Genomic DNA, 23,734 nt, shown 5'->3' on the forward strand with positions numbered 1-23,734 from the left:
AAATCTATTTTAATCGAGATCGATACCAAAATCTAAATTAATCGATTTTCTTTCGATTAACGCACTTTTTACAGTCTGTTGACGGGTTTTATAGTGTGTTTCCAAACTACATAAATTTCGAGTTAAATCATTCATAAAGTAACTTTCTACTTTACGCCCTTGCTCATCCACAGTTTCACGTGCCCAGTGGTTCAAGTTTTGCTTAGTCAAAATCAATTCATTTTGCGCACGTGTCAGCGCCACATATAACACGCGACGCTCTTCTTCCACCTCATCGAAATTACCCTGAGCACGTGCATGCGGGTATTGCCCTGGCGTGACATTCGCCACATAACAGACTTTTTGCTCCGTTCCTTTTGCCGAATGAATGGTAATTAACGTCACGACATCACTGTCAGATTGGCGTTCAATTTCAGAAATGGAAACTGGATCAATGACATATTCTTCTAAGAATTCACTCAACTGCGTATGTTTGGATGCCAATTGTTTCACCAGATCAAAATCACCGACACGGCGGTTCCAATCTTTTTTATAGTTTTCTTCCAGCTGCTCAGAAATCGCTTGAACAGCCAAGCTTACACATTCTTTGACCTGATCTTTCAACACCGACATTTGCTTCATCATCAGAATCGCTTGGTCAGGTACTTTGCCAAACTTTTCCAACTTGGTTGCAATGGCTTGCATTTCTGGCTCAAGTAAAATCTGCTGCGATAACTTACTCGCACCTACATCACCCACACCATTCCACAAGGTTAAAAAGCGCATCCATGCAATATCATCTAAGGGATTGGCCACTACACGCAATACACTGAGTAAGTCTTTTACATGGGCTGTTTCAAGTAATTTCATGCCGCCAATAAAGCGATACGGCACGTTTGCGGCAATACAGGCCGCTTCAATATGACGAGCAGCAAAGCTTGAACGCACAAGCACCATATGATCCGACCATTTGCTGCCTTCGAGGTAATGACGCTCTTTAATATCAATGGCAATCCATTTGGCTTCATCAAACTCATTCGGGAAAATATGCATTTTCGGCTTAATCCCTTCACCACGATAGGCATCTAGGCGTTTGTCATATTTAATTTCACTTTCATCCAACAACCAATTCGACAGATCTAAAATTTCTTGGGTTGAACGATAATTTTTTTCGAGTTTGAAAATCTGTGCGTCGGGTACCCGCTCTTTGAAATGATGAATATTTTCAAAGTCTGCACCTCGGAAGCCATAGATTGACTGTGCATCATCGCCGACACAGAACAAACTGACACGTTCCTTTAGTGGCTCAAGTAACGCCCATTGCAGCGGATTGGTATCCTGCATTTCATCAACCAACATGTGGCGACAAATTGAAGCGACATAATCGACCAGTCCATCTGATTCCGCCAAGGCTTTCGCCACAATCGCCAAGATATCGTCATAATCTAAAAAACTACGCGCACGTTTACGAGCTTCGTATTCTTTCATGATATCCGCGATTTGATCTTTCAACGCAAAGTACTCAGGCATTTGCTTTTCCATGGCAATGCTAAGTTTTTGGCGCGTATTCCGCGCAAAGGAATACAGATCACAGAGTTCTTTCGGCTTGGGCAAGTGATTGGGGTTTTTCTTATCATCACGGCCACGAATCAGGCGGAACATCATGAGTTGATCATCACGATCAATAATCGAAAACTGTTCTAGGCCAAAGGCATTTGGAATACGGCGCAATAGGTACATACAAAAAGTATGAAAGGTTGATGCACGTAACCCTTTGGCTTGCTCACCTAGAGCCAACTCCACACGAGCGACAATTTCACTGGCCGCACGGCGAGTAAAAGTCAAAATTTGAATTTGATTGGCAGGCACGCCTTGATCAATTAAATAAGCTGCACGCGCCACGATGGTTTTGGTTTTACCACAACCTGCTCCCGCCAAAACCAAGCTATGCTGTGCTTCTGTTGTTGCGGCTTGTTTTTGTTGAGGATTTAATTCATCAATCAGGTTGGCTAAACTCATGGTGTCTCATCGTGCTATGTGAGTTGGTAGTTTAACAGAGCTATAGATAAATTATGAGTTTTACAATCTAGTAAGAAATCTTGATTACCAACAAAGTGCAACACTTTATAGAATTAATTTCATTTAATAATGCCACTTGCTATCGAAAGTTTTTCAATAGTTTCGCAGTTTTTTTCAAAAGTCGTTCCTGATAAATTCTGAATTGCTAGTTGAAAAGGTAATATTTCATTTTTCAAATTATTTGCTAGATGCCCAGCATCTTGAATCTGTTTATTTTCTAAAGCTAATTTATACATTGCAAGTTTTGAGTCCCAAACCTTACATGTTAATAAATTGCTTTTTACAGTTGCCTCAAACGAACTTTCAGAATTTAACTTCTTTAGTGCTGCCTGATCTCTAGCAAGTTCATTTTTATAATTCTTATAATTTACATTAAATTCCGCTTCAGAAATTCTTTCTGCATAAATCGGTGTGCTCATAAACACTATTGAGAGAATTATTATTGGTTTCATAAATTTCATTTGTTTAATAATTAAAGAAAAACAATACTACAAAATAAACAAAGCTATTAGTCTTTTATTATAAAAAAATCATTACTAAAATTTCAGTCCCTTATAATATTGTATCTACATCTAATAGCCCTAACCACATTCTTGCAACACCATTCTAAATTTCTCTTACCATTTTTTAATGCATCTTCCAACTTACAATCTGGTGGATTAATCCCAACAATCTGTGTGAAACCTAAATCATAAAGTTCTGTTATTTCCTCACCCACTAGACCAGCAAAGGCGATCACGGGTTTATTAAACTTTTTTGCAACCTGCGCCACACCAAATGGTGTTTTACCTAACTTGGTTTGATGATCAATTTTCCCTTCACCTGTCAGCACATAATCTGCCTGTGCTATTTTTTCCTTCAACTGAGTTTGTTCAATGACCAATTCCACACCTGATTGCATCGATGCACCTGCAAAAGCCATCAACCCAAAACCTAATCCACCTGCAGCACCTGCACCTGCTGCATCACGTAAAGCACAATCCAGAGTCGCTTCAACCACATTGGCATAATAACTGAGGTTCTGATCTAACTGACGCACCATCTCCTGCGTTGCGCCTTTTTGCGGGCCAAAGATATGGGATGTGCCATTATCACCACATAGTGGATTAATGACATCGCTGGCAATGATGATCTCTGTGTACTTTAAACGTGAGTCGAGCTGTGTCAAATCAAGACTATTAATTTGATCCAGATAACCACCACAAACTGCTATTTCGAAGCCATTTTCATCTAAAAATTGTGCCCCCAAGGCTTGCGCCATACCTGCACCGCCATCATTGGTCACACTCCCGCCCAAGCCAATGATAATTTTACTTACTCCGAAGTCTAGAGCAGCCTTGATCATTTCGCCCGTACCATAAGTTGACGTCAGTAATGGATTTCGCTGAGCCATATCGACAAGATGAATTCCATTGGCTTTTGCCATTTCAATCACTGCGGTTTTCCCACCGTCGATCAAACCGAAATACGTCGTCACACGTTGATTGGGCAAAGGACCTGTAAGCGCTATCGTCAATTTTTGGCCGTCGCAAGCACTGAGTAACGCATCTACAGTTCCCTCACCACCATCTGCCATTGGCACAGCGATGACATTTGCATCAGGTATGAGTTTTAAAATTGCACGCCGCATCGCGTCACAGGCTTGTTGAGCACTCATACTTTCTTTAAATGAATCGGGCGCAAGAACAAAAGTGGTCATCTAAATGCTCAAAATAAAACTTGTCCTCAACCATAACGGTTTTAAAATAGCAGGTATATCTAAAAACATCAGAAAGGCTCGAAATGTCACGAATCAATCTAGGTCAGTCTGCACCTGAGCTATATAAAAAAGTCGCAGAACTTGATGCACTGGCAATGAAAAAAATAAATGAAGCTGGCCTAAGTGAAGGATTAGCTCATTTACTCAAATTACGTGCATCCCAAATCAACGAATGTGCGTTCTGTATTCGCATGCATGCGCAAGATGCACTTAAAACAGGTGAAAGCATTGAACGTATTAGCCTACTCAATGCATGGCGTGAAACTGCGTACTACGATGAAAAAGAACGTGCGGCTTTAAGCTTGATCGAAGCGATTACATTGATCGCCGAAGGCCAAGTTCCCGATGCAGTTTATGAAGATGCTCTACCCTTTTTAACTGATGATCAAATCAGTGCAATTGAATGGCTCGCAATTGTCATTAACACATGGAATCGTATCGCCATTAGTAGCCTCTATAGCGTGAAACCTTAACGGGTTGTACACATTAAAACTGAATAAAAAAAGAGTGCCTCAGCACTCTTTTTTTATTTATCGGATCCGCAAGCAGTTTACTGCTCTGCCGAGCTTTTCGGTACTTCACGTCGAATATAAGAAGCCAAAGTAAGGTAGTTGACCCCTTGGAATAAAATATCAACCGCCAAGAATAATCCTAATACCCAAAATGGTGCATCAGGTGACATCAAAATGATCACACCCGTAATCAAGGTCAATAGACCTGAAAATAGTGTCCATCCCCAACCTTGAAATGCTCGAAATAGCACAGCATTAAAGATACGAATGACCCCTGCAATGATCAAAATAATCGCCAATAAATTGGTTAGGACAATGGCCGTTTTGACAGGCGTTGTAAATGCATAATAGCCTGCGACCAAATACAGCACACCAAATAATGCCCAGAACCAGCGGTAACCGCCTTCAAAAATTTTAAATGCTGCAATGAAATGGATTACGCCACCTAACATCATCAGCACACCAAAAATATAAATCACCGTAAGTGTCGCAAATGGCAAGGCTACCAAAAGGACCAATCCGAAGACCACCAATAAAGCACCTAAACCGAGATACCACTTACGGTTTTCATGGAGCTGACTGCGAATTAAATCGTTGCCTACTGTTCTCATGCTTTTTCTCAAGTTATTCGTTATTCAATGGATTATGCAACTTCATGATGAAGAAAAATGAAAGAAAAGTCCAAATCTTATCCACACTGCTGACTTAGACTGTGGATAAGATAGGTTTTATCCACATTATTTTTTCCATCCCACTTCAATCGCTGTGACGTCATTCACCACAGTATCAGCTAAATCTTCAGGCATTTTACTTTGCGTCTGTGAGGTAGGAATATGCCCTGCCATCAGTTCAGCTTTGCTTTGTGGAAACAAAGGCTGCCGCTCAGGTTCTGCATAACCGACAGGGAAGATTGGCTGACCTGTGGCCAAATCATACTTATCCGTTGCACCAAAAGCGTGTAATAACTCATGGGCTAAAACGATTTTATTCTGCGCAGTCTGTTTATTCGATGCAAATAAATTCACCGATCCAATTCGACCATTTTCCAAAGCTGTGGAATGTTTAAGTTCTTTGGTTTGAGTCGGATCGTAATAATTTAAAAATAGCGTCACACTCGAAACACCATCTACATTTTCATGCTGCTGCCAAGCATAGTAGCGGAATTTCAAACTCCATAAGATAACGTCCAACATGCCAGCATCATTGGGTACTTTGGGAGGTAAAACTTTTAACTCTCGACCTAACTTAAAATACACATAAGTCGGTTGTCCTCGGTATTTCTGTGCCGTCGTTTGTAAATATTGTTGAACATCGTTTAAATCATTGACAGAAAGCTGCTGTATATAAGCTTGTGTGCTCTCTCGACCATCTGCATTAATTGGATGTAACAATACAAAGATCGGTTTACTCCAGTCTTGATTTTTGTCTTTATAGGCATTGACTGCGACAACCAATAAAATCAGCAATAAACACAGTACCCGAATTTTTTTCCACATTCCCCAAGATCTCAATTAATTTTTAGCATTTATTTTCAGAATTAAAACAGAACATCCTTTGAATGTCTTGATCAATTTAAAAGCTCAATCGATTACTTACTTTAAAAATCCCTGATCAAAAGACATAAAAAATGCCGACCGAAGTCAGCATTTTATTGATTTTAAAGCTTAAGCCTCAACCCACTTACCGTCTTGGTACACCAAAGACCATTTGGTTTGTTTTCCTTCAGCATTTTCAGAACCAATATATTGCGCTTGGTTCTTACGGCTGAATTTCACCAATGTTGGGTTTCCTTCAGGATCGACATCCGGCGCTTGCAAGATGAACTGATATTTTGCATCCAACTGATCTGCGACAGAACGTAGTTCAGCTACTTTCGGTGCACGGGTTTCACGTACTTTCGGGAACTTACTTGCAGCTAAGAATAAACCTGCTGCGCCATCACGAAGAACAAAGAAGTCATCATGTTTGGTTGAGCGTAAGTGCTCCATTTTAATTGGATCTACACGTGGAGGTGCAGGCTGACCGCTCTTCAACACTTTACGTGTATTGTCACAGCTATTACATGCAAAGTAAGGACCGAAACGGCCTGTCTTCAATTGCATTTCGCCATCACATTTGTCGCACGGAATGGTTGGACCATCATACCCTTTGATTTTGAACTCACCTTCTTCAAGCTCAAAACCAGCACAGTCTGGGTTATTACCACAGATATGCAACTTACGCCCACCATCAATCACATAGCTGTCCATGGCTGTTTCACAAATTGGACAGCGTTTTTTCGACATTAAATCTGCTGTTTCAGCCGAGTCATCGTCAGACAGTGCAGCCAATGATTCTACAGGTGTCAGGTTTAAAGTTCCCTTACAACGCTCTTTAGGCGGTAAGTTATAACCTGAACAACCCAAGAACACTCCTGTAGTCCCTGTACGAATCTGCATCGGACGATCACATTCTTTACAGTGCACCGCATCCACTTCTACAGGTAAATTACGGCGCATGCCATTTTCACCCTGAGCTGTGGTTAAGCGTGTTTTAAAATCACCGTAGAAGCTATTGAGTAACTCTTTCCAGTTACGATCACCATCGGCGACTTTATCCAGCTGGCCTTCAAGGTCTGCCGTAAATGCATAGTTCATCAAGTTATTAAAGTTTTCATCGAGACGGTCTGTCACGATTTCACCCATTTTCTCGGCGAACAAACGACGGTTATCGAGCTTCACATAACCACGGTCTTGAATGGTTGAGATAATCGCAGCATACGTCGATGGACGACCAATCCCTTTTTTCTCAAGCTCTTTGACCAATGATGCTTCAGTGAAGCGCGCAGGTGGTTTAGTAAAGTGTTGAGATGGATCTAATTTTTCAAGCTTGAGTACTTCCCCAACTTTTACAGCAGGTAGCAGTACATCATCATCCGATTTGTTTTGGCCACGCACTTTAGTGAAACCATCAAAGACCAATGTACGGCCTTTGGCTTTGAGTTCAACACCATTGGCATTGACTAAAATCGTTGATGATAAATATTCTGCAGGGGTCATTTGACATGCAACGAACTGACGCCAGATCAGGTCATAAAGACGCTGCGCATCACGCTCTACACCCACCAAACTATCGCCTTTTAGCGCAACATTTGATGGACGAATCGCTTCATGGGCTTCTTGCGCACCGGCTTTATTACCATAACGATTTGGTTTAGCTGGTAAATATTTTTGACCAAACTCAGTTTCGATATGACCACGAACCATATTCACAGCATCATCACTCAAGAATGTGGAGTCTGTACGCATGTAAGTAATAAAGCCGGCTTCATATAGGCGCTGTGCCAACATCATGGTTTTCTTCACAGAAAAACCTAAACGTGTACTTGCTGCTTGTTGCAATGTAGACGTGATGTAAGGCGCGCTTGGATTGACCTTGGTTGGTTTGTCTTCACGTGCTGAAACTGTGTAGTCGGCATCTTTAATCAGGTTCAGTAAAGCATCCGTTTCAGCTTTATTGTGCAGTTTTAAAGTCTTGCCATTTTGCTTCACTGCTTCTAAACGGATATCGTCTTTCTTCGACTTGGTATCTGCAAAAACTTGCCAAAATTCTTCTGGAACGAAGGCACGAATTTCACGTTCACGCTCAACCACAAGTTTAACAGCCACAGATTGCACACGACCTGCTGATAAACCACGGGCGATTTTTTCCCATAAGAGTGGCGAGATCATAAAGCCCACAATACGGTCGAGGAAACGACGGGCTTGTTGAGCATTGACTTTATCTGTATCGAGGCGAGAAGGATGTTTAAACGCTTCTTGGATGGCATTTTTGGTAATTTCGTTGAACACTACACGTTGATAACGTGAGTCGTCACCGCCAATAACTTCTTTTAAATGCCAAGCAATTGCTTCTCCTTCCCTATCCATATCCGTTGCGAGATAGACCTCGTCAACTTGCGATGCAAGCTTTTTCAGTTCCGCAACAACATGTTCTTTACCCGGTAGGACTTCGTACTGTGCCTTCCAGTCATTTTCAGGGTCTACACCCATACGATTAACCAAAGCTTTTTGTGCTTTTTTGGCTTTTTCAGCTTCAGTTAATTTTGCACGAGTTACTGGCTTTTTTTCTGCTGTTTTACTCGAGCCGCCTGTAGGTAAATCACGGACATGACCCACCGATGATTTCACGATGTAATCAGAGCCCAAATATTTATTGATTGTTTTCGCTTTTGCAGGCGATTCCACAATCACTAACGCACGCTTTTTCCCAGCATCGGCAGATTTTGCTGTGGTACTTTTAGATGTGGACCGAGGAGCGTTCGCCATAGTTAACCATCATTCCTGTTTAATAGGTTTTTTAAAATTTAAAGTTCAGCCAATGAATGTAAAAATGCTTTCATATCATCAAGCTGTGTGGCTCTTAAGTCAGATTCTTCGTTCCAATAGAGTCCTACACAGTTTGCCTGCATATCAATAGCATAAATGCCCTTTAATGTAATGGCTAAATCCTTGAACTTGTCATCACCATGCACCAGTTCAAGTTTGTCATCGACCACTAAAGCACGCATTAAAGGCAAACGCGCATCTGGAATCAGCACACTGTAATACGCCACCATACTGGCACGTTTTTCAGAAGCCATTGGAATCTTGGTCCAAGCAGGTGCAGCCACTAAACGTGGGTGCAGCCCCATCTTACGCGCCTTCTCGCGCATAATGCCTAAGGCTTTTTCTCTAGGATTTACTCGAAGTCCAAAAATCGACCCAAGTACAAAGACCACAATAAAAACAGTAACCCAGATTCCAGTATTTTCCATAGCACAACCTTTATATTCCTTTATTAGAGTTGCATAAGCGCAATATAAAACGCAAGTTCACTCGATAAAATTAATTCAGGAACATCTCGTGGCTATATAGCACTTCGTGACCATTCCAATAGATATATCCTTTTTCGATCAACTCTTTAAGTAATAATCGAACATCAGATTGTGGGAACATTTGCTCCAATAAATCACGTAAGGCGTAGATATCTTTTGGTTTATCTGACTTTAATTCATGCAATTTTCGGATCACTTCCATTTGCACAGGATCAATTTTATTGAAATTTTTAAATAAGCCTTGTTGTGCAGCCTGAATCATCGATGCCGTATCATCAGTCTTTGAGGTTTGATCTTCGAGTGAAGCAGTAAATGCATTCAGGTCTGTTTTTATCGGCAATGCTGTTTCAGCAGTCGCATTTAAATCTAGCTGTACCCATTGTTTGAGTACTTTTTTTCGAATCGAAATTTGCTCATCAAAGCGTTTGACGATTTTTAGATTGATCAACATACCAACCAAATGCTGAGCTTTTTCGCTAGAGACTTGCAAAATATTCATCAGCGAGTTTTTCAGTTTATGCAAACTGTTGGGTTTGCCACTGAGTTTTTCCAGACCATCACAATAGTGTTTAATCAGTAATAAATCAGGTTTATTCCGAATGGTTTCAAGGTCAGGAATTTTATATTTCACTTTATGTGAAACTTCTTGTTCTGACTGAATTTGAATGAGATGTGCGCTGAGTCTAGAGCCGTCCAATTGTTCCATCAGTAATTCAATATCAGGCATCGCTGAAATCACTTCAATATGCGCATCTAGATCCATCAAGGCCATCAGTTGCCCCACAATCACCGCATATTCAAATTCTTTTTGCGGCGTTTCTGGAATATCCAAAACCACCAATTGGCCACTCACGATCCACCCTGCAATTTCAGTTAAATCTTCAAGTGCATATTCAAATTTTCCGCTGCAGCTAAACACATACAAAGTACTGTAATGTTCAATGATATTGCGCAATAGATTTGCTGTGGGCGGGTTATTTTCCAAATCTAGCAGGACAACTTTTTGACTCATGAGATGAAATAATGGGTTTCGATCAGCAGATGCGGTGCATTAGACCTGTCACGCTGCAAAAGGTCAAATAAATTTACACCAATCCACAGCTTTGGCGCTGATTCGTCATCTGCCTGTCATTCAATATCGACATTAATAATGCGGTGGGCGGTTGGTCATTGGGTCAAATGCTGCGATGCCTTCAGATAAATCTGCCGATTCAATACGACGATACAACATCTGCATTTGTTTCTTTAAATCAGCGATTTCGGCATTTTGACGGGCAACTTGATCATTCAATTGATCAACTAAATCATCTAAAAATGCAATTCGGACTTGCAAATCTTCAATGGGTGCGGAAAATGACGCCTGTTCATCAAGATTTTGTTGTGTAGTCAATTTACACTCCTCATATAAGATTTCAGGAAACATTATGGCCTATATTACCTTAAGGGACGTCCAGCTTGCGTTTGGCGGACCTTCCCTACTCGACGGCGCGAACTTCAGTTTAGAGCGTGGCGAACGAGTGTGTTTAATCGGTCGTAATGGTGAAGGTAAGTCTACTTTACTTAAACTGATTGAGGGAACTTTATTGCCAGACGGCGGTGAAGTTTCATTGCAAAATGGCATTACGATTTCAATGCTTGCTCAAGATGTACCCATGGATTCCGGTAAAGTCGCTGATATTGTTGCCGATGGTGCAGGTGAAGCTGCAACTGTATTACGTGCGTATCATGAAGCCAGCGAAGCCTGCGTACTTGGTGATATGGACGCCTGTGAGCGCATGGGTAACCTACAACATCAGATGGATCAAATGGATGGCTGGTCACTTGAAACCAAAGTGAATGCTATCCTCAGTAAAATGGGCCTAGACCCAGAAGCTGACCTTGCAGATTTGTCTGGTGGTCGTAAGCGTCGTGTTCTATTGGCACGTGCTCTCTTAACGCAGCCCGATGTATTGTTACTCGACGAACCAACTAACCATTTGGACGTTGAAAGTATTGAATGGCTCGAAAAATTCCTGCTTGATCAAAACAACTTAACCCTGTTGTTTATTTCGCATGACCGTTCATTTGTCGACAGCATCGCAACCCGTATTGTGGAACTTGACCGCGGTATTTTGCGTAGCTATGAAGGTAACTATTCACGTTACCTCGAACTCAAAGCTCAGCAAATGGAAGCAGAAGAAAAGCAAAATGCACTATTCGATAAAAAACTCGCTGAAGAAGAAGTATGGATTCGTCAGGGCATTAAAGCGCGTCGTACCCGTAACGAAGGTCGTGTTCGTGCCTTAAAAGCATTGCGTGAAGAGTCTAAAGCGCGCCGTTCACAACAAGGCAAAGTGAGCATGGCAACGCAAGATGCGCAGCGCTCAGGTAAAGTGGTCTTTGAAATTGAAAACTTAGCTGTGCAATTTGGCAACAGCGCACCAATCATCAAAGACTTCTCGGCACTGGTATTACGTGGTGACCGTATCGGCTTAGTCGGTGACAACGGTGTGGGTAAAACCACTCTTATCAAAGCTATTTTGGGTGAGCAAGAACATACTGGTACAGTAAAAACAGGTACACAGCTTGAAGTTGCTTACTTTGATCAGCTTCGAAATGCACTTGATCTTGAAAAATCAGTGAAAGATAACGTCTCTGAAGGCTCAGACCATGTCGATGTAAACGGTAGCCGTCGTCACATCTACAGTTATTTACAAGACTTCTTATTCTCTCCAGAACGTGCACGTACACCTGTTAAAGCACTGTCTGGGGGTGAGCGTAACCGTATTCTGTTGGCTAAGCTTCTACTAAAACCATCGAACCTTATCGTGATGGACGAACCGACCAACGACTTGGATATGGTGACGCTTGAACTGTTGGAAGAAATGCTCAGCGCTTACAAAGGCACACTGTTACTGATTTCGCATGACCGTGCCTTTATGGACAACGTGGTGACTTCGACTTGGGTATTTGATGGTAAAGGTCAAATCGATGAATACATCGGAGGTTACCAAGACTATTTGGAACAGCGTCCTGACCAAACTGTCGTGGATCAAAAAAGCGACGTGAAAAAAGCCATGGCTAAAGCCGAAGCAGCGGCTGCCGCTGCCGTGCCTAAAAAAGTCAAGCTCAGCTATAAAGACCAACGTGCCCTAGAACAACTACCGACTGAAATTGAAGCATTAGAACAAGAGCAAGCTGAATTGTCTGAAAAATTAGCCGACGGTTCTTGGTTCATGACTGACGCCGATGCTGCCACTAAAGCATCACAGCGTCTTGCTGAAATTGATGACGAAATGCTAGAAAAAATGGAACGTTTAGATGAGCTAGAAACGCTCGCTAAAGGCTAAGTCCACAAATATTCCACACAGAAAAAGCCGTATTTCGATACGGCTTTTTTTATCTCGTATGACTCGACTGAATTATTAGATCGGATGACTCAGTTTCAAATTGGAGCATGCAGCGTCTGTAAAGACGATTCCGCTAATGTGAAAAGCTTGCTATGGTGACACTCAACATTAGATTGGGTCACGAACATGCAAATTTCAGATCAAATTGTCTTAGTTACAGGAGGCGCACGTGGCCTCGGTTTGGCAATTAGCCAAACTTTAATAGCTGAAGGCGCACGCGTGGTCGTGAACTATCTATCCAGTCAAACTGCAGCAGAACAATTGACTACCGAATTTCCTCAGCAAGTGTTTGCCTATCAAGCAGATGTCACTGATAAAGCTCAAGTAGAACAGCTTTTTGCCGCAGCAAGAGCACATTTTGGTGCCTCAATCACCTCTGTCGTGAATAATGCCCTCATCCATTTTCAATTTAATGGCGATGCCCGTCCTAAAATGGAAGAACTGACTGCACAGCACTTACAGCAACAATTTGATGGAGCAGTCGTCGCTGCACTCAACACCACTCAAGCGGCGCTTCCCAAGATGAAAGCACAGGGTTTTGGTCGCATTGTCAATATTGGTACCAACCTGGTACAAAACCCTGTCGTGCCTTACCACGACTACACTGCAGCAAAGGCAGCTCTGTTGGCCTTCACCCGCACAGCGGCGCATGAGCTGGGTGAGTTTGGGATTAATGTGAATATGCTTTCAGGTGGCTTATTACAAAGAACCGATGCCAGTAAAGCGACGCCCGATGCCGTGTTTGATTTAATCGCAGCATCGACACCTTTACGCACAGTGACCACGCCTGAAGAATTTGCTGCAGCCATCATGATGTTCTTGTCCCCTTACTCACGTGCGGTCACAGGGCAGAATTTGATTGTCGATGGCGGTTTAGTCAAAGGTTAAGTCTAGCGCAGCATGAGGTTGAACTTTCTCTTTCAATTCAGCTTCATGCTAAACTGAACCCTATTTTTTAATCTTTGATTTAGCCCTATGAGTCAAAAGCCAACATATCAACCCGGAAAATTCCAATGGTCTTTCTTACTTCCTCAGTATTGGGGAATTTGGATAGGGATTGTATTTCTTATGATTTTGGCGATTCTTCCGTGGGCAATTCAGTATCGACTTGGGCAATTCCTTGGTTCTGTCGCATTTAATAATCTCAAATCACGTGGTAAAACCACGATTCGCAACTTGGAAGTTTGCTTTCCTGAATGGACGGCAGAACAGATTGAAGCTAATGCAAGACAGGTTTTTATCGACCAAATGATTGGTATTTTTGAAACCTTAAATGCATGGTACAGCCCGCAGTGGTTCAAAAATCGGGTGCAAATTGAAGGCTTAGAACATATTCAAAATGCACAAGCTGAAGGCAAAGGTATTTTACTCCTCGGCACACATTCTACCCTGCTCGATGCTGGTGGCTATTTATGCGCACAGTTCTTTGAGCCGGATGTGGTTTATCGTCCGCAAAATAATCCGCTGTTGGATATGTTGATTGTGCGTTGCCGTGCCACCATCTATGCCAACCAAATCGACCATGACGATATGCGTGGCTTGATTCGCAATCTGAAAAATGGCCATGCCATTTGGTACAGTCCCGATCAAGACTTTGGTTTAAAACAAGGGGTTATGGCACCGTTTTTTGGTACTCCCGCAGCCACTGTTACTGCACATCGTCGCTTATTAAAAATTGCTAAAGCCGAGGCGATCCCGTTGTATTTTTATCGCGACGGCGACATCAGCAACCCTCAATATCATGTGCTGATTGAACCTGCTTTAGACAATTTTCCGAGTGAAGATGAAGTTTCGGATGCTGTTCGAACCAATAAAATTATTGAAAATCAGCTACGAATCGCACCGACACAATACATGTGGTTCCATCGCCGCTTTAAAACCCGCCCACAAGGCTATGACAAAATCTATTGAGTTCAACTCAGCACATAAAAAAGAGAAATGCTATGAAAGTAATGCAGCTTTTACCTGAATTGAACAGTGGTGGTGTCGAGCGAGGAACCTTAGAAATAGCTCGTGCTTTAGTGACCGCCGGTCATGAGTCCTTAGTGGTTTCAAATGGTGGCCGTATGGTGACTCAATTGGAAGCCGAAGGCTCAACTCATCTCACACTCGCAATCCATAAAAAAGCCTTATCAAGCTTATGGCAAATTCGTCCTCTACGTAAACTGATTGAGCAACATCAACCAGATATCGTGCATGTGCGCTCACGTGTCCCCGCGTGGCTCACGCATTTTGCCCTCAAAGAGATTCCTGCAAACAAACGACCTCACCTGATTTCAACTGTACATGGCTTTTATTCGATAAATCGCTACAGTCAAATCATGACGCAGGCTGAAAAAGTCATTGCGGTCTCGGATAGTGTTGTCAAATACATCACGGACAACTACAAAAACTGTCCTACCAAGGACATTGTGCGTATTTATCGTGGCATTGACCCCGCTGCTTTTCCACATGGTTATCAACCCTCAGCACAGTGGCTCAATCAAACCCTAAAAGATTTCCCTGAACTAGAAAATAAGCGTCTGATTTGCTTACCAGGCCGTATCACCCGTTTGAAAGGTCATGAAACCCTGATCCATTTAATGGAACAGCTACAAACACAGTATCCCGACGTACATGCGGTGGTGGTCGGTGGTGCAGATCCGAAAAAAGCGGCTTATTTACAAGAAATGCAAGACAGTATTGCGGCTAAAGGGCTGAGTGATCGGATTACTTTTGTCGGTCATCGTTCAGATATCCGTGAATGGTTAGCTTTTAGCGATTTGGTTTTATCTTTGTCGAGCCAAGCGGAAACCTTTGGACGGACTGTACTCGAAGCACTGTCTGTAGGTACACCTGTAATCGGTTGGAATCGTGGTGGTGTGGCTGAAATTTTGTCGAATGTCTATCCGCAGGGTTTAGTCACTGTCGATAATGAAACACAATTACTCGACACCTTAAAGTTGCATTTAGATCAACCACAGCAGGTGCAGCCTATCAGTATGTTTAGTTTAAAAGAGATGTGTGACCTGACTTTGGAGTTGTATACGCAGGTGGTCTCTCAGCATTCAGCTTGATTGACTACACGCCATAGATATTTGCTGTGCAGGATAACGCTCTGGAAATATTTTTAATTCAGCAACTAGATCTGCATCTAGAAAGGATATTGTGAAATACACAATATCCTTTTTATTATGAATGACTCAATGGTGATTCAACCCTACTATTTAGCCCTTCAATTTCGCGCTTCCACTTTTAGCCCTTCCACACACGGTATCGAGCCATTAACCAGAGGATTAGCGGCAGTAACAAGACATTCAAAATATGTTGCAAACTTTGCCCTATACGCCAATAACCTCTATCTAAAATATCATGCCGTGCATTAAACAATTCCAAACCCACTGCGACGACCACAACGGTCCAAATCGCATAAGGTGATTTCAATTGGCGGTGATGGCAAAAGGCCACAAAAAAGAACAGTATTAAGCCAAGGTAAATGGAAAGTGCATCGGTGGATAAGTGTGTAATCTGCAATATTTTTTGGTGCCATTCGGACAGCATAGAACGTCTCATACCTATATTTTTATTGGAAATTCATCGTTTTTTTCTTGGCACACTGTATAAAGAAATTGATCAAAAGAAAAGCAAAAAATTCTATATCACAAAAGCAAAACCCGAGTTCTGCATCCTGCAAAACTCGGGTCTATGAGGTTGTGCTTTCACAAGTATTCTTTTTATTTTTTATTGGCTTTCCTTTCCTGCATCCGTTCCGTGATGCTTCCATCGGCTTCGTCTTCCTTAGTGGGATGTTCCGTTCCCAGTTCCATGTGCCGATGAACAAAGAATAAGTCAATACACTTGACCTGACCATTCGTCAGAAGCCGAAAGCTGTGTAAGCTATTTCTTACACTTTTCTCTTAAATCAAACAAAATCAAGGTGCCTTCGTACCATCCTTATAATCATGGGCGATTTCATCAGTCACAATCTTCTCCTCTTTCTCAGCTTTTTCTATACCCTCCTGAATTGCCTCTTGCGCTTCTTGTTCATCTTCATCTGTTTGCTCTAATTCTTCTTGGATTTGCTCAAATACCCTGCCTGTTTGCAGCACCACATAGACTGGAAAATGGTCTGAACCGATATTGGGCAAGCGTTCCATATGTACCAATGCAAAATCTGTACTATGAAAAATATGGTCGAGCGACCAACGCAGCAGTGGATAATTGGCATGAAAGGTATTTACGAAATGACGTCCAACACGCGGGTCTAAAAGCCCACTGATTCGTTGAAAGAGTCGTGTAGTACGTGACCATGCCACATCATTCAGGTCCCCCATAACGATGCAACTTTCATCTAAATCTTTAATCTGATCGCCCACAATCAGCAATTCTGCATCGCGTAAAGTTGAATCTTTGGCTTCTGTTGGACTTGGCGGTTTGGGATGTAAACAATACAGTTGAACCTGATTTCCTGATGCTAAGGTGACTCGGGTATGGATCGAAGGAATTTCATCACTGAGAATAAATTTGACTTCAGTTTCACTAAGTTCTAACTTGCTATACAAATGCATGCCATACAAATTATCCAAAGGTACGGGTACGCGATAAGGATAATCAGCTTCAATCACTGCCAATTCATTTTGCCAAGTTTGATCTGTTTCTAGCGTGAGTACTAAGTCAGGTTGATGCTTTTGTATTTGTGCCAATAATAAGTGATATTGAGTATTCGCCGTAAGTACATTTGAGACAATGATTGAAATTTGTTTCTGTTTATCTAGATGGTCTGATCGAACTTTTTTGACTTGTTTTTTCCAAATAAAGGTATAAGGCAAAACCATTTTTAATTGATATGCCAAAGCAGCAATCAACCCAATTAAAATGATTTCACGCGCCAAGTCCCATTCAGCATTCCATAAAATTAAGCCTATGAAGGCAAAGATGCCCAAAGCCAAGATTTGCAGACGCGGAAAATCTGCACCACGAAACCACCATTCATCTCGTGGTATGAGTGACCAAAATGTCAACCAAATGACGAAGCCCGCCAGTATTTCAATCCAAATCATTACGCCTCCCTTATATTCTTTATTTTTTATTGATTCATAAATTTATATCAGTTTTGCATGTAACATAAACAAGATATATTGCACAATATTATTGGTGTTTTCATTATGTAGCGCTTGCAGTTATGCGCCCTTTTGGTACACTCGAACCCCCTTTTATTTTTTAACGCACCGAGGCAAAGTGACATGAAAGTAGGTCTGGTCGGTTGGCGCGGGATGGTTGGTTCCGTCCTTATGCAACGTATGGTTGAAGAAAACGATTTCGCTCATTTCGAACCGTTTTATTTCTCTACCAGTAATGCAGGTGGTGAAGCCCCTGCGTTTGGTGGTAAGACTGCCCCAGCACTTATGGATGCAACGGACATTGATAGTCTGAAGCAAATGGATGTCATTATCACCTGCCAAGGTGGCGATTATACGACTGAAGTTTTCCCTAAGCTGAAAGCTGAAAACTGGAATGGTTACTGGATCGATGCTGCATCGACTTTACGTATGGATGATGAAGCGATCATCGTACTTGACCCAGTAAACATGAACGTCATCAAAGACGGCTTAGTGAAAGGTACAAAAACCTTCGTGGGCGGTAACTGTACCGTTTCATTAATGTTAATGGGTTTAGGCGGTCTATTCCAAAATAATTTAGTGGAATGGGCAACTTCAATGACTTATCAAGCGGCATCTGGTGCAGGCGCGCAAAACATGCGTGAACTGATTTCAGGTATGGGCTACTTGTACAACAATACCAAAGATTTGCTAGATGACCCACGTTCACCAATTTTAGATATCGATTCTAAAATTGCACAGTTACAACGTGGCGAAGGTTTCCCATCTGCAAACTTCGGTGTGCCTTTAGCAGGTTCGCTCATTCCTTATATCGACAAACAACTTGAAAGCGGTCAGTCGAAAGAAGAATGGAAAGGTCAAGTTGAAACCAACAAGATCTTAGGCAACCAGCAAATCGTTCCAATCGATGGACACTGTGTCCGTATTGGTGCGATGCGTTGTCACTCACAAGCTTTGACTTTAAAACTTCGTAAAGATGTGCCACTAAATGAAATCGAAGATATCATCGCTAGTGCCAACGATTGGTCTAAAGTGGTTCCAAATACGCGTGAAGCGTCAATGACTGATCTGACTCCTGTTGCTGTAACTGGCACCTTGTCTGTTCCAGTTGGTCGTCTCCGTAAGCTCAACATGGGTAAAGAATACCTAGGTGCATTCACTGTGGGTGACCAATTGCTTTGGGGTGCTGCTGAACCTTTACGTCGTATGCTAAGAATTCTCATTGATTATAAAAATGCTTAAGCATTTTTAAGTCTCTGAACAAGAAGCCGATCACAATTGATCGGCTTTTTTATGTAACTGTCGTGTAAATATTTTACAATTCTTCGACAACTCGCTAATCTATAATTTTCGCCATGCGACATATATTCGAGCTAAAGATTAAGATGACCGTATATAACAAATTAAAGATCGCCATTTTAGCCGTTATTGCATCTCAAAACATTCAAGCGATCAGCATTGATCCTGTACAAGTCCAGTCAGCACCCGGGGAATTGCTGTACGCTGAGATTCATTTTCGCCACTCAAATACATCTGTGCCGCTCAATGCAAGTTTAGCCACGGCAGAGGATTTATTGAGTATGGGTACAGGGCATCAACCACCGGGGCATTTAAACTTCTTCACGCGTCGTGATGGTGCGGGCAATGGGGTAATTACCATTACCTCTTCGCGTCCAGTGACCGATGCTGAGCTTAATTTTATTGTCAATATTAAAGAAGGTAATGCTTCACGCCTGCAACAAATTCGCACACCATTAAAACGCAATCCAGCGCCGTCGAATGCGACTCAAACCCGTGCCAATGAGCGTGCTTTAGCACCTGTCGTGATCGTAAATGAAAAAGAAATTGCCTTAAATTTACCTGTTAGCACCCTCTACACCGCAAAAGCACCTGTAGCTGCAGAACAACCCTTATTACTCAGCACCAAAGCACCGCCAAAGTTAGCACAATTAGCAACGTCAACGCCTGTTGCGATTGAACTTGTCACGCATGTGCAAAATTATAGCGTCGCACCTGCGGAGCAAAATAGCGCAAGTACTTCATCAGGTTCTGAAACATCAATTTCGCAAGTTACAAAAACCAATTCGACCGGCTCTGTCAGTTCAGAAATGCAAGCCACACAAACTGCAACAGCATCAACTGCAAGATCTCAAGACCCATTGGCACAAAAATTTGCTGCGGAGCAGGCAGCACAAAAACGTGAAAATCCAACAACGACAGCTCAAAAAGCATCTACACCAAAACCAACAAGTACTGCAGCAGCATCGACAGCAACACCAGCGGCAAAATATGTGGTTCGCTCGAATGAAAGCCTTTGGGGGATTGCCTCACGTATTGCGACAGAACAAAACCGCCCTGTTTCTGAAGTCATGCAACAGATTAAAAACAGCAACGAACATGCATTCATTCAAGGCGATGTAAACCGTCTGCGCCGTGGTGCGGCCTTAAATCTGCATGGTATGCAGCAAGCAAAACAGCCTGTAAAAGTCTCTGCTGCAGAACTTGCCAAAGTGCCTTCGAAGCAGTCAGGCAAAACCAAATACCGCCTGAATCAAGCTGAAATGAGTCTGGTGGCAGAGAAAGCGCAAGATTCGACACAATCTTCTGCCAACAGTGCAGCAGAAAAGAATAAAACTTCGAAAGAGTTGTCATTAAAAGTTATGACATCTCGTGAAAAAACCGTTAAATTACAGAGAAACGTAACTCAATTAGAATTGGCGCTAAATCAAAAGGATCACAGAATTCAATTATTAAATGCTCGTCTTGCTCAACTGCAACAACAGTTGAAAGCTCAACAAGCAGATAAAAGAAGCCAATAAACTAAAACGTTACCAATCAAGATTTTATAGAGATGAGTGCAACTTTATATCGCTCTATCTCCAAGGGGTTAAAACATGCTGATTTATGTGATTCCATTAGTGATCTTAGTGATCGTATTGGTTTTTTTAAACAAACGCCAAAAAGATCAAGAATCAGATAAAGCCAAACCAACATCCACTAAAACCAAGAAAACGGGTGTTTCAGCTAAAGCGACTCCGAAGAAAACTCAAGTGGTTGAAAACAGTGTCATTGAAAAAAAATCAATGACACCATTAACGACAGAAGCTCGTGGCAAAATTGAAAAATTAATTGCAGAACGTAATTTCTTTTCTGCTGAAGCGCAAATCAATCAATCGTTAAAACGTGACAACTCACAACATGAGTTATACCTATATCTATTAGATATTCACATTTTACAAAAAGACGAATTTGCCATCAGCCAATTGCTGAGCCATATTCGTTCACTTGAACTCGATGAAATTTTAGAACAAGCTGAAGCAAAAAAAGTAGAGTTTGAAAATTCTCAAAATGTGAAAGATGATGCCATTAACTTTGTATCACCGATCACTGAAGAGGCTCCCTCAAAAGCCCAAAATACCTCTGATTTTGATGCTTTAATGCAAAGTTCAACTGCTGCACCTGTTGAGCCCAAAGCAGCCGAAATTAAACCACTAGATTTTAATTTCACCACTGAAACGCCTGCAAAAGCAGACATTTCTACCCCAGTTGAAAGTGCGCCTGCTGAAAAAATACAGCCGCTTGAATTTGACACGCTTTCAATTTCACCAGAACCTGCACTTGAAGCAACACTGAAAACCGAAGAGATTGCTCAGCCATCTCCTGCTGTTGAAGAAATCAAACCAATTGATTTTGCCCCAAGTACAGAAGCTGCTGTCGAAACCAAAACAGAAACTGTAGAAGAAAAAATCGAGCCTTTAGATTTTTCATTTACAACAAAAACACCGGTTGTAGAAGAAAACAAAGTTGAAGCTCCAGCCTTAAACTTTGACTTAGGTGCTTTTGAAACAGCAAAAACAGAAGAAGCCGTTGTCGCTCCTGCAACAGAGTTTAACTTAGAGTCTACGCCTGAAGAGAAACCTGCCGCACCTTCTTCAAGTGGTGTGAGTTTTGACATTAGCGGTTTAGCCACACCTTCAACCCCATCTGCTACAGACCAAAACGATCCATTGGTTCAATCTTTCCCCGAACTGGTTGAAGTCAATGAAATTGAATTGAATCTTGAGTTGGCAGCGCAATACATCAAACTGGGTGCTTATGACGCTGCACGTGAAATTTTGACTGAAAAAGAAGCTGAGTTTTCTTCAGCTCAACGTCAACAAGCAGATCAGTTACTGAATCAAATCGCATCTTAAGCAAAAGCGATTTAAACTAAAGCAGTCTTTCAAGGCTGCTTTTTTTATGATGAAAAAAATTGCTCTTATTTATATGGGTGGTACCTTCGGTTGTATCGGTGAACCGTTAAGCCCCATGCCAGCGAATGCGTTTTTACCTAAATTACAGCATGTGCTGCCACTACACCTAAACATTGAATGTTTTGTTGCACCTGTCATTCGTGACAGTAGTGCTTGTACTGCACCCGACTGGCTGGCACTGATCCAACAAATTCAAAGTTTACAATTACAACAATTTCAGCATTTCGTAATTATTCATGGCACAGACACGCTTAGCTATGCCAGCGCAGTACTTGCACACTTTATAGGACAGTCTGCTCATATCGTGCTTACAGGCAGCCAATATCCGCTGTTTAATGTGGCTGGTGACAACACCCGTGAATTTACCGATGCCATCGACAATTTAAATTTTGCATTGGAATCGGTACATCAATCGAGTGTTGGGGTTTATTTGGCCTTTCATCATCAACTGATGCATGCTCAATCCGCATTAAAAGTACATACAACCGATCTGAAAGCCTTTGATGGGCTGCCAGCCACACAGCCAATTTCAATGCTGACATCGCCGTATATTGTTCAAGCCAATGATTTAGACAAAGCAGCTCATTTCAATTGCCTGAATTGGATGTGGCAACCGATTGCAACCAAGCTACACAGTCAAAATTTAGCGGCCCTGCTTTCACACACGCCAGATGTTTTAATTCTGCAAGGTTTTGGCACAGGCAACATTGCCGTTGATGCTGAATTACTCAATGTATTGAAGGCTATACAACAAAAAAATTGCCAAATTATTTTAAGTACACAGGTTGTTCATGGCGGTATAGATCAGCGCTATGCTGTGAGTGACTGGGTCAAAGATAGTGGAATATTACTGAGTAATTGTTTGGGTCATGCAGATCTTTATGCTAAATGTTTGAAAATGTATTTACAATACGGCAGTGCCGCAGACTGGACTGCGCATTGGAACGATTAAGTCATTTGAGGTAACTATGCAACGTTTTGCGATTGGGATTGAGTTTTGTGGCATGCAATACAAGGGCTGGCAAACTCAGCAACCGGGCGTACCAAGCGTGCAAGAAACCATTGAAACCGTCCTCAGCAAAGTGGCCAATGAGCCAATCATGTTGCACGGCGCTGGCCGAACAGATGCCGGCGTCCATGCAACCAATATGGTGGCACATTTCGATACTCAGGCGATTCGTCCCATTCGTGGATGGTTAATGGGCAGCAATAGCCAATTACCCCGTGATATTTCCATCCAATGGATTAAGGAAATGGATCAGGACTTCCATGCCCGCTTTAAAGCGCAAGCACGTCGTTATCGCTATGTGGTCTATAACAATCCACAACGTCCAGCTTTATTACATAAGCAAGTGACCCATGTTTATGCCAAGCTAGATGTGCTGAAAATGCAACGTGCCGCGGCCAAATTTGAAGGCACTCATAATTTCGAAAGCTTCCGTGCCGCAGCCTGTCAGTCCAATCAGCCAGTTCGTCATGTCAGCCATTGCCGTCTGATCCAACACGGATGCTACTTGGTCCTAGATATTCAGGCCGATGGTTTTTTACATCACATGGTGCGTAACATCATGGGCTGTTTGTTGGAAATTGGGCAAGGTATGTATGACGTTGACCATATTGACGATATTTTTGCTGCTGAAGACCGAAAAGCAGCAGGTGTCACCGCACCACCCGATGGACTATATTTTATCCATGCAGACTATCCAGCTCAGTTTGAACTTCCTCAAGTTCCGTTAGGACCACATTGGCTAAATATGCCTGAATAAACAATCCCTCCCAACCTCACTTTCACAGAGAGGGTGTTTCATT

21 protein-coding genes are annotated in these 23,734 nt (G+C 42.1%); 10 read left to right on the plus strand and 11 right to left on the minus strand.

The annotated features are described in order from the left end of the window. Positions 1-9 precede the first annotated feature (9 nt). From FTU05_RS07625 to FTU05_RS07635, 3 genes are all read right to left on the minus strand, one after another. Positions 10-1,998 carry an ATP-dependent helicase gene (locus FTU05_RS07625; RefSeq protein WP_180164818.1) on the minus strand — a complete coding sequence of 663 codons (1,989 nt, stop codon included), beginning with the start codon at positions 1,996-1,998 and terminating at the stop codon, positions 10-12. 119 nt (positions 1,999-2,117) lie between these two features. Beyond that, the gene (locus FTU05_RS07630; RefSeq protein ID WP_180004573.1) at positions 2,118-2,477 is read right to left on the minus strand and encodes a hypothetical protein; all 360 of its coding nucleotides are present in this window, start codon (positions 2,475-2,477) and stop codon (positions 2,118-2,120) included. A 125-nt stretch (positions 2,478-2,602) separates the two neighbouring features. Beyond that, positions 2,603-3,757, minus strand: a complete 1,155-nt coding sequence (locus FTU05_RS07635) for a glycerate kinase (RefSeq protein ID WP_180164820.1) — start codon at positions 3,755-3,757, stop codon at positions 2,603-2,605. 83 nt (positions 3,758-3,840) lie between these two features. On the opposite strand from FTU05_RS07635, the gene FTU05_RS07640 reads away from it, so the two are divergent. Then, a complete protein-coding gene (locus FTU05_RS07640) occupies positions 3,841-4,290 on the plus strand; it encodes a carboxymuconolactone decarboxylase family protein (protein ID WP_180164822.1) in 450 nt (149 codons plus the stop codon). Between the two features lie 77 nt (positions 4,291-4,367). Here FTU05_RS07640 and FTU05_RS07645 read toward each other — a convergent pair whose 3' ends face one another. The 6 genes from FTU05_RS07645 to FTU05_RS07670 all read right to left on the minus strand — a co-directional run bounded on the left by FTU05_RS07645 (position 4,368) and on the right by FTU05_RS07670 (position 10,574). Further along, positions 4,368-4,940 (minus strand): HdeD family acid-resistance protein, encoded by a 573-nt coding sequence (locus FTU05_RS07645; RefSeq protein ID WP_180005283.1) that lies wholly within the window; start codon positions 4,938-4,940, stop codon positions 4,368-4,370. Between the two features lie 126 nt (positions 4,941-5,066). After that, complete coding sequence (locus tag FTU05_RS07650; RefSeq protein WP_180005284.1) at positions 5,067-5,825, minus strand: hypothetical protein; 759 nt, start codon at positions 5,823-5,825, stop codon at positions 5,067-5,069. A 168-nt stretch (positions 5,826-5,993) separates the two neighbouring features. Further along, the gene (gene topA / locus FTU05_RS07655) at positions 5,994-8,636 is read right to left on the minus strand and encodes a type I DNA topoisomerase (RefSeq protein ID WP_078192741.1); all 2,643 of its coding nucleotides are present in this window, start codon (positions 8,634-8,636) and stop codon (positions 5,994-5,996) included. A 38-nt stretch (positions 8,637-8,674) separates the two neighbouring features. Continuing rightward, positions 8,675-9,124 (minus strand): hypothetical protein, encoded by a 450-nt coding sequence (locus FTU05_RS07660; protein ID WP_078189705.1) that lies wholly within the window; start codon positions 9,122-9,124, stop codon positions 8,675-8,677. A 70-nt stretch (positions 9,125-9,194) separates the two neighbouring features. Beyond that, on the minus strand, positions 9,195-10,196 hold the full coding sequence (locus tag FTU05_RS07665; RefSeq protein ID WP_180040575.1) for a hypothetical protein: 1,002 nt from the start codon (positions 10,194-10,196) through the stop codon (positions 9,195-9,197). A gap of 132 nt (positions 10,197-10,328) precedes the next feature. Next, positions 10,329-10,574 (minus strand): SlyX family protein, encoded by a 246-nt coding sequence (locus tag FTU05_RS07670; RefSeq protein ID WP_078189840.1) that lies wholly within the window; start codon positions 10,572-10,574, stop codon positions 10,329-10,331. Positions 10,575-10,608: 34 nt separating this feature from the next. On the opposite strand from FTU05_RS07670, the gene FTU05_RS07675 reads away from it, so the two are divergent. From FTU05_RS07675 to FTU05_RS07690, 4 genes are all read left to right on the plus strand, one after another. Beyond that, the gene (locus FTU05_RS07675) at positions 10,609-12,513 is read left to right on the plus strand and encodes an ATP-binding cassette domain-containing protein (RefSeq protein ID WP_078192744.1); all 1,905 of its coding nucleotides are present in this window, start codon (positions 10,609-10,611) and stop codon (positions 12,511-12,513) included. 186 nt (positions 12,514-12,699) lie between these two features. Beyond that, positions 12,700-13,461, plus strand: coding sequence for a 3-oxoacyl-ACP reductase (locus tag FTU05_RS07680; RefSeq protein WP_180164824.1), 762 nt, complete (start codon positions 12,700-12,702; stop codon positions 13,459-13,461). 87 nt (positions 13,462-13,548) lie between these two features. Further along, positions 13,549-14,484, plus strand: coding sequence for an LpxL/LpxP family Kdo(2)-lipid IV(A) lauroyl/palmitoleoyl acyltransferase (gene lpxL / locus FTU05_RS07685; RefSeq protein WP_180164826.1), 936 nt, complete (start codon positions 13,549-13,551; stop codon positions 14,482-14,484). A gap of 32 nt (positions 14,485-14,516) precedes the next feature. Continuing rightward, positions 14,517-15,629 (plus strand): glycosyltransferase family 4 protein, encoded by a 1,113-nt coding sequence (locus FTU05_RS07690; RefSeq protein ID WP_180164830.1) that lies wholly within the window; start codon positions 14,517-14,519, stop codon positions 15,627-15,629. Positions 15,630-15,807: 178 nt separating this feature from the next. On the opposite strand, the gene FTU05_RS07695 is transcribed toward FTU05_RS07690, so the two are convergent. Both FTU05_RS07695 and FTU05_RS07700 read right to left on the minus strand, forming a co-directional pair. Further along, positions 15,808-16,113, minus strand: coding sequence for a hypothetical protein (locus FTU05_RS07695; protein ID WP_252725792.1), 306 nt, complete (start codon positions 16,111-16,113; stop codon positions 15,808-15,810). Between the two features lie 371 nt (positions 16,114-16,484). After that, complete coding sequence (locus FTU05_RS07700; protein ID WP_180164833.1) at positions 16,485-17,612, minus strand: endonuclease/exonuclease/phosphatase family protein; 1,128 nt, start codon at positions 17,610-17,612, stop codon at positions 16,485-16,487. Positions 17,613-17,795: 183 nt separating this feature from the next. Between FTU05_RS07700 and asd the strand changes: the two genes are divergently transcribed. The 5 genes from asd to truA all read left to right on the plus strand — a co-directional run bounded on the left by asd (position 17,796) and on the right by truA (position 23,691). After that, entirely contained in the window at positions 17,796-18,914 is a 1,119-nt protein-coding gene (gene asd / locus FTU05_RS07705) for an aspartate-semialdehyde dehydrogenase (protein WP_180164836.1), read from the plus strand. Positions 18,915-19,057: 143 nt separating this feature from the next. Beyond that, positions 19,058-20,491 carry a hypothetical protein gene (locus FTU05_RS07710; RefSeq protein WP_180164838.1) on the plus strand — a complete coding sequence of 478 codons (1,434 nt, stop codon included), beginning with the start codon at positions 19,058-19,060 and terminating at the stop codon, positions 20,489-20,491. A gap of 75 nt (positions 20,492-20,566) precedes the next feature. Continuing rightward, positions 20,567-21,865 carry a fimbrial protein FimV gene (locus tag FTU05_RS07715; protein WP_180164841.1) on the plus strand — a complete coding sequence of 433 codons (1,299 nt, stop codon included), beginning with the start codon at positions 20,567-20,569 and terminating at the stop codon, positions 21,863-21,865. A gap of 49 nt (positions 21,866-21,914) precedes the next feature. Then, complete coding sequence (locus tag FTU05_RS07720; RefSeq protein ID WP_180164853.1) at positions 21,915-22,877, plus strand: asparaginase domain-containing protein; 963 nt, start codon at positions 21,915-21,917, stop codon at positions 22,875-22,877. A gap of 16 nt (positions 22,878-22,893) precedes the next feature. Then, the gene (gene truA / locus FTU05_RS07725) at positions 22,894-23,691 is read left to right on the plus strand and encodes a tRNA pseudouridine(38-40) synthase TruA (RefSeq protein WP_078189716.1); all 798 of its coding nucleotides are present in this window, start codon (positions 22,894-22,896) and stop codon (positions 23,689-23,691) included. Positions 23,692-23,734: the final 43 nt, after the last annotated feature.

The sequence above is a fragment of the Acinetobacter sp. YH12049 genome, assembly GCF_013419875.1.
Lineage (GTDB): Bacteria > Pseudomonadota > Gammaproteobacteria > Pseudomonadales > Moraxellaceae > Acinetobacter > Acinetobacter amyesii.

Bases quoted from the DNA above. Each gene is read 5' to 3' on its own strand.
- FTU05_RS07625 (WP_180164818.1), bottom strand. From the start codon at position 1,998: ATGAGTTTAGCCAACCTGATTGATGAATTAAATCCTCAACAAAAACAA.
- FTU05_RS07630 (WP_180004573.1), bottom strand. From the start codon at position 2,477: ATGAGCACACCGATTTATGCAGAAAGAATTTCTGAAGCGGAATTTAAT.
- FTU05_RS07635 (WP_180164820.1), bottom strand. From the start codon at position 3,757: ATGACCACTTTTGTTCTTGCGCCCGATTCATTTAAAGAAAGTATGAGT.
- FTU05_RS07640 (WP_180164822.1), top strand. From the start codon at position 3,841: ATGTCACGAATCAATCTAGGTCAGTCTGCACCTGAGCTATATAAAAAA.
- FTU05_RS07645 (WP_180005283.1), bottom strand. From the start codon at position 4,940: ATGAGAACAGTAGGCAACGATTTAATTCGCAGTCAGCTCCATGAAAAC.
- FTU05_RS07650 (WP_180005284.1), bottom strand. From the start codon at position 5,825: ATGTGGAAAAAAATTCGGGTACTGTGTTTATTGCTGATTTTATTGGTT.
- topA (WP_078192741.1), bottom strand. From the start codon at position 8,636: ATGGCGAACGCTCCTCGGTCCACATCTAAAAGTACCACAGCAAAATCT.
- FTU05_RS07660 (WP_078189705.1), bottom strand. From the start codon at position 9,124: ATGGAAAATACTGGAATCTGGGTTACTGTTTTTATTGTGGTCTTTGTA.
- FTU05_RS07665 (WP_180040575.1), bottom strand. From the start codon at position 10,196: ATGAGTCAAAAAGTTGTCCTGCTAGATTTGGAAAATAACCCGCCCACA.
- FTU05_RS07675 (WP_078192744.1), top strand. From the start codon at position 10,609: ATGGCCTATATTACCTTAAGGGACGTCCAGCTTGCGTTTGGCGGACCT.
- FTU05_RS07680 (WP_180164824.1), top strand. From the start codon at position 12,700: ATGCAAATTTCAGATCAAATTGTCTTAGTTACAGGAGGCGCACGTGGC.
- lpxL (WP_180164826.1), top strand. From the start codon at position 13,549: ATGAGTCAAAAGCCAACATATCAACCCGGAAAATTCCAATGGTCTTTC.
- FTU05_RS07690 (WP_180164830.1), top strand. From the start codon at position 14,517: ATGAAAGTAATGCAGCTTTTACCTGAATTGAACAGTGGTGGTGTCGAG.
- FTU05_RS07695 (WP_252725792.1), bottom strand. From the start codon at position 16,113: ATGCTGTCCGAATGGCACCAAAAAATATTGCAGATTACACACTTATCC.
- FTU05_RS07700 (WP_180164833.1), bottom strand. From the start codon at position 17,612: ATGATTTGGATTGAAATACTGGCGGGCTTCGTCATTTGGTTGACATTT.
- asd (WP_180164836.1), top strand. From the start codon at position 17,796: ATGAAAGTAGGTCTGGTCGGTTGGCGCGGGATGGTTGGTTCCGTCCTT.
- FTU05_RS07710 (WP_180164838.1), top strand. From the start codon at position 19,058: ATGACCGTATATAACAAATTAAAGATCGCCATTTTAGCCGTTATTGCA.
- FTU05_RS07715 (WP_180164841.1), top strand. From the start codon at position 20,567: ATGCTGATTTATGTGATTCCATTAGTGATCTTAGTGATCGTATTGGTT.
- FTU05_RS07720 (WP_180164853.1), top strand. From the start codon at position 21,915: ATGAAAAAAATTGCTCTTATTTATATGGGTGGTACCTTCGGTTGTATC.
- truA (WP_078189716.1), top strand. From the start codon at position 22,894: ATGCAACGTTTTGCGATTGGGATTGAGTTTTGTGGCATGCAATACAAG.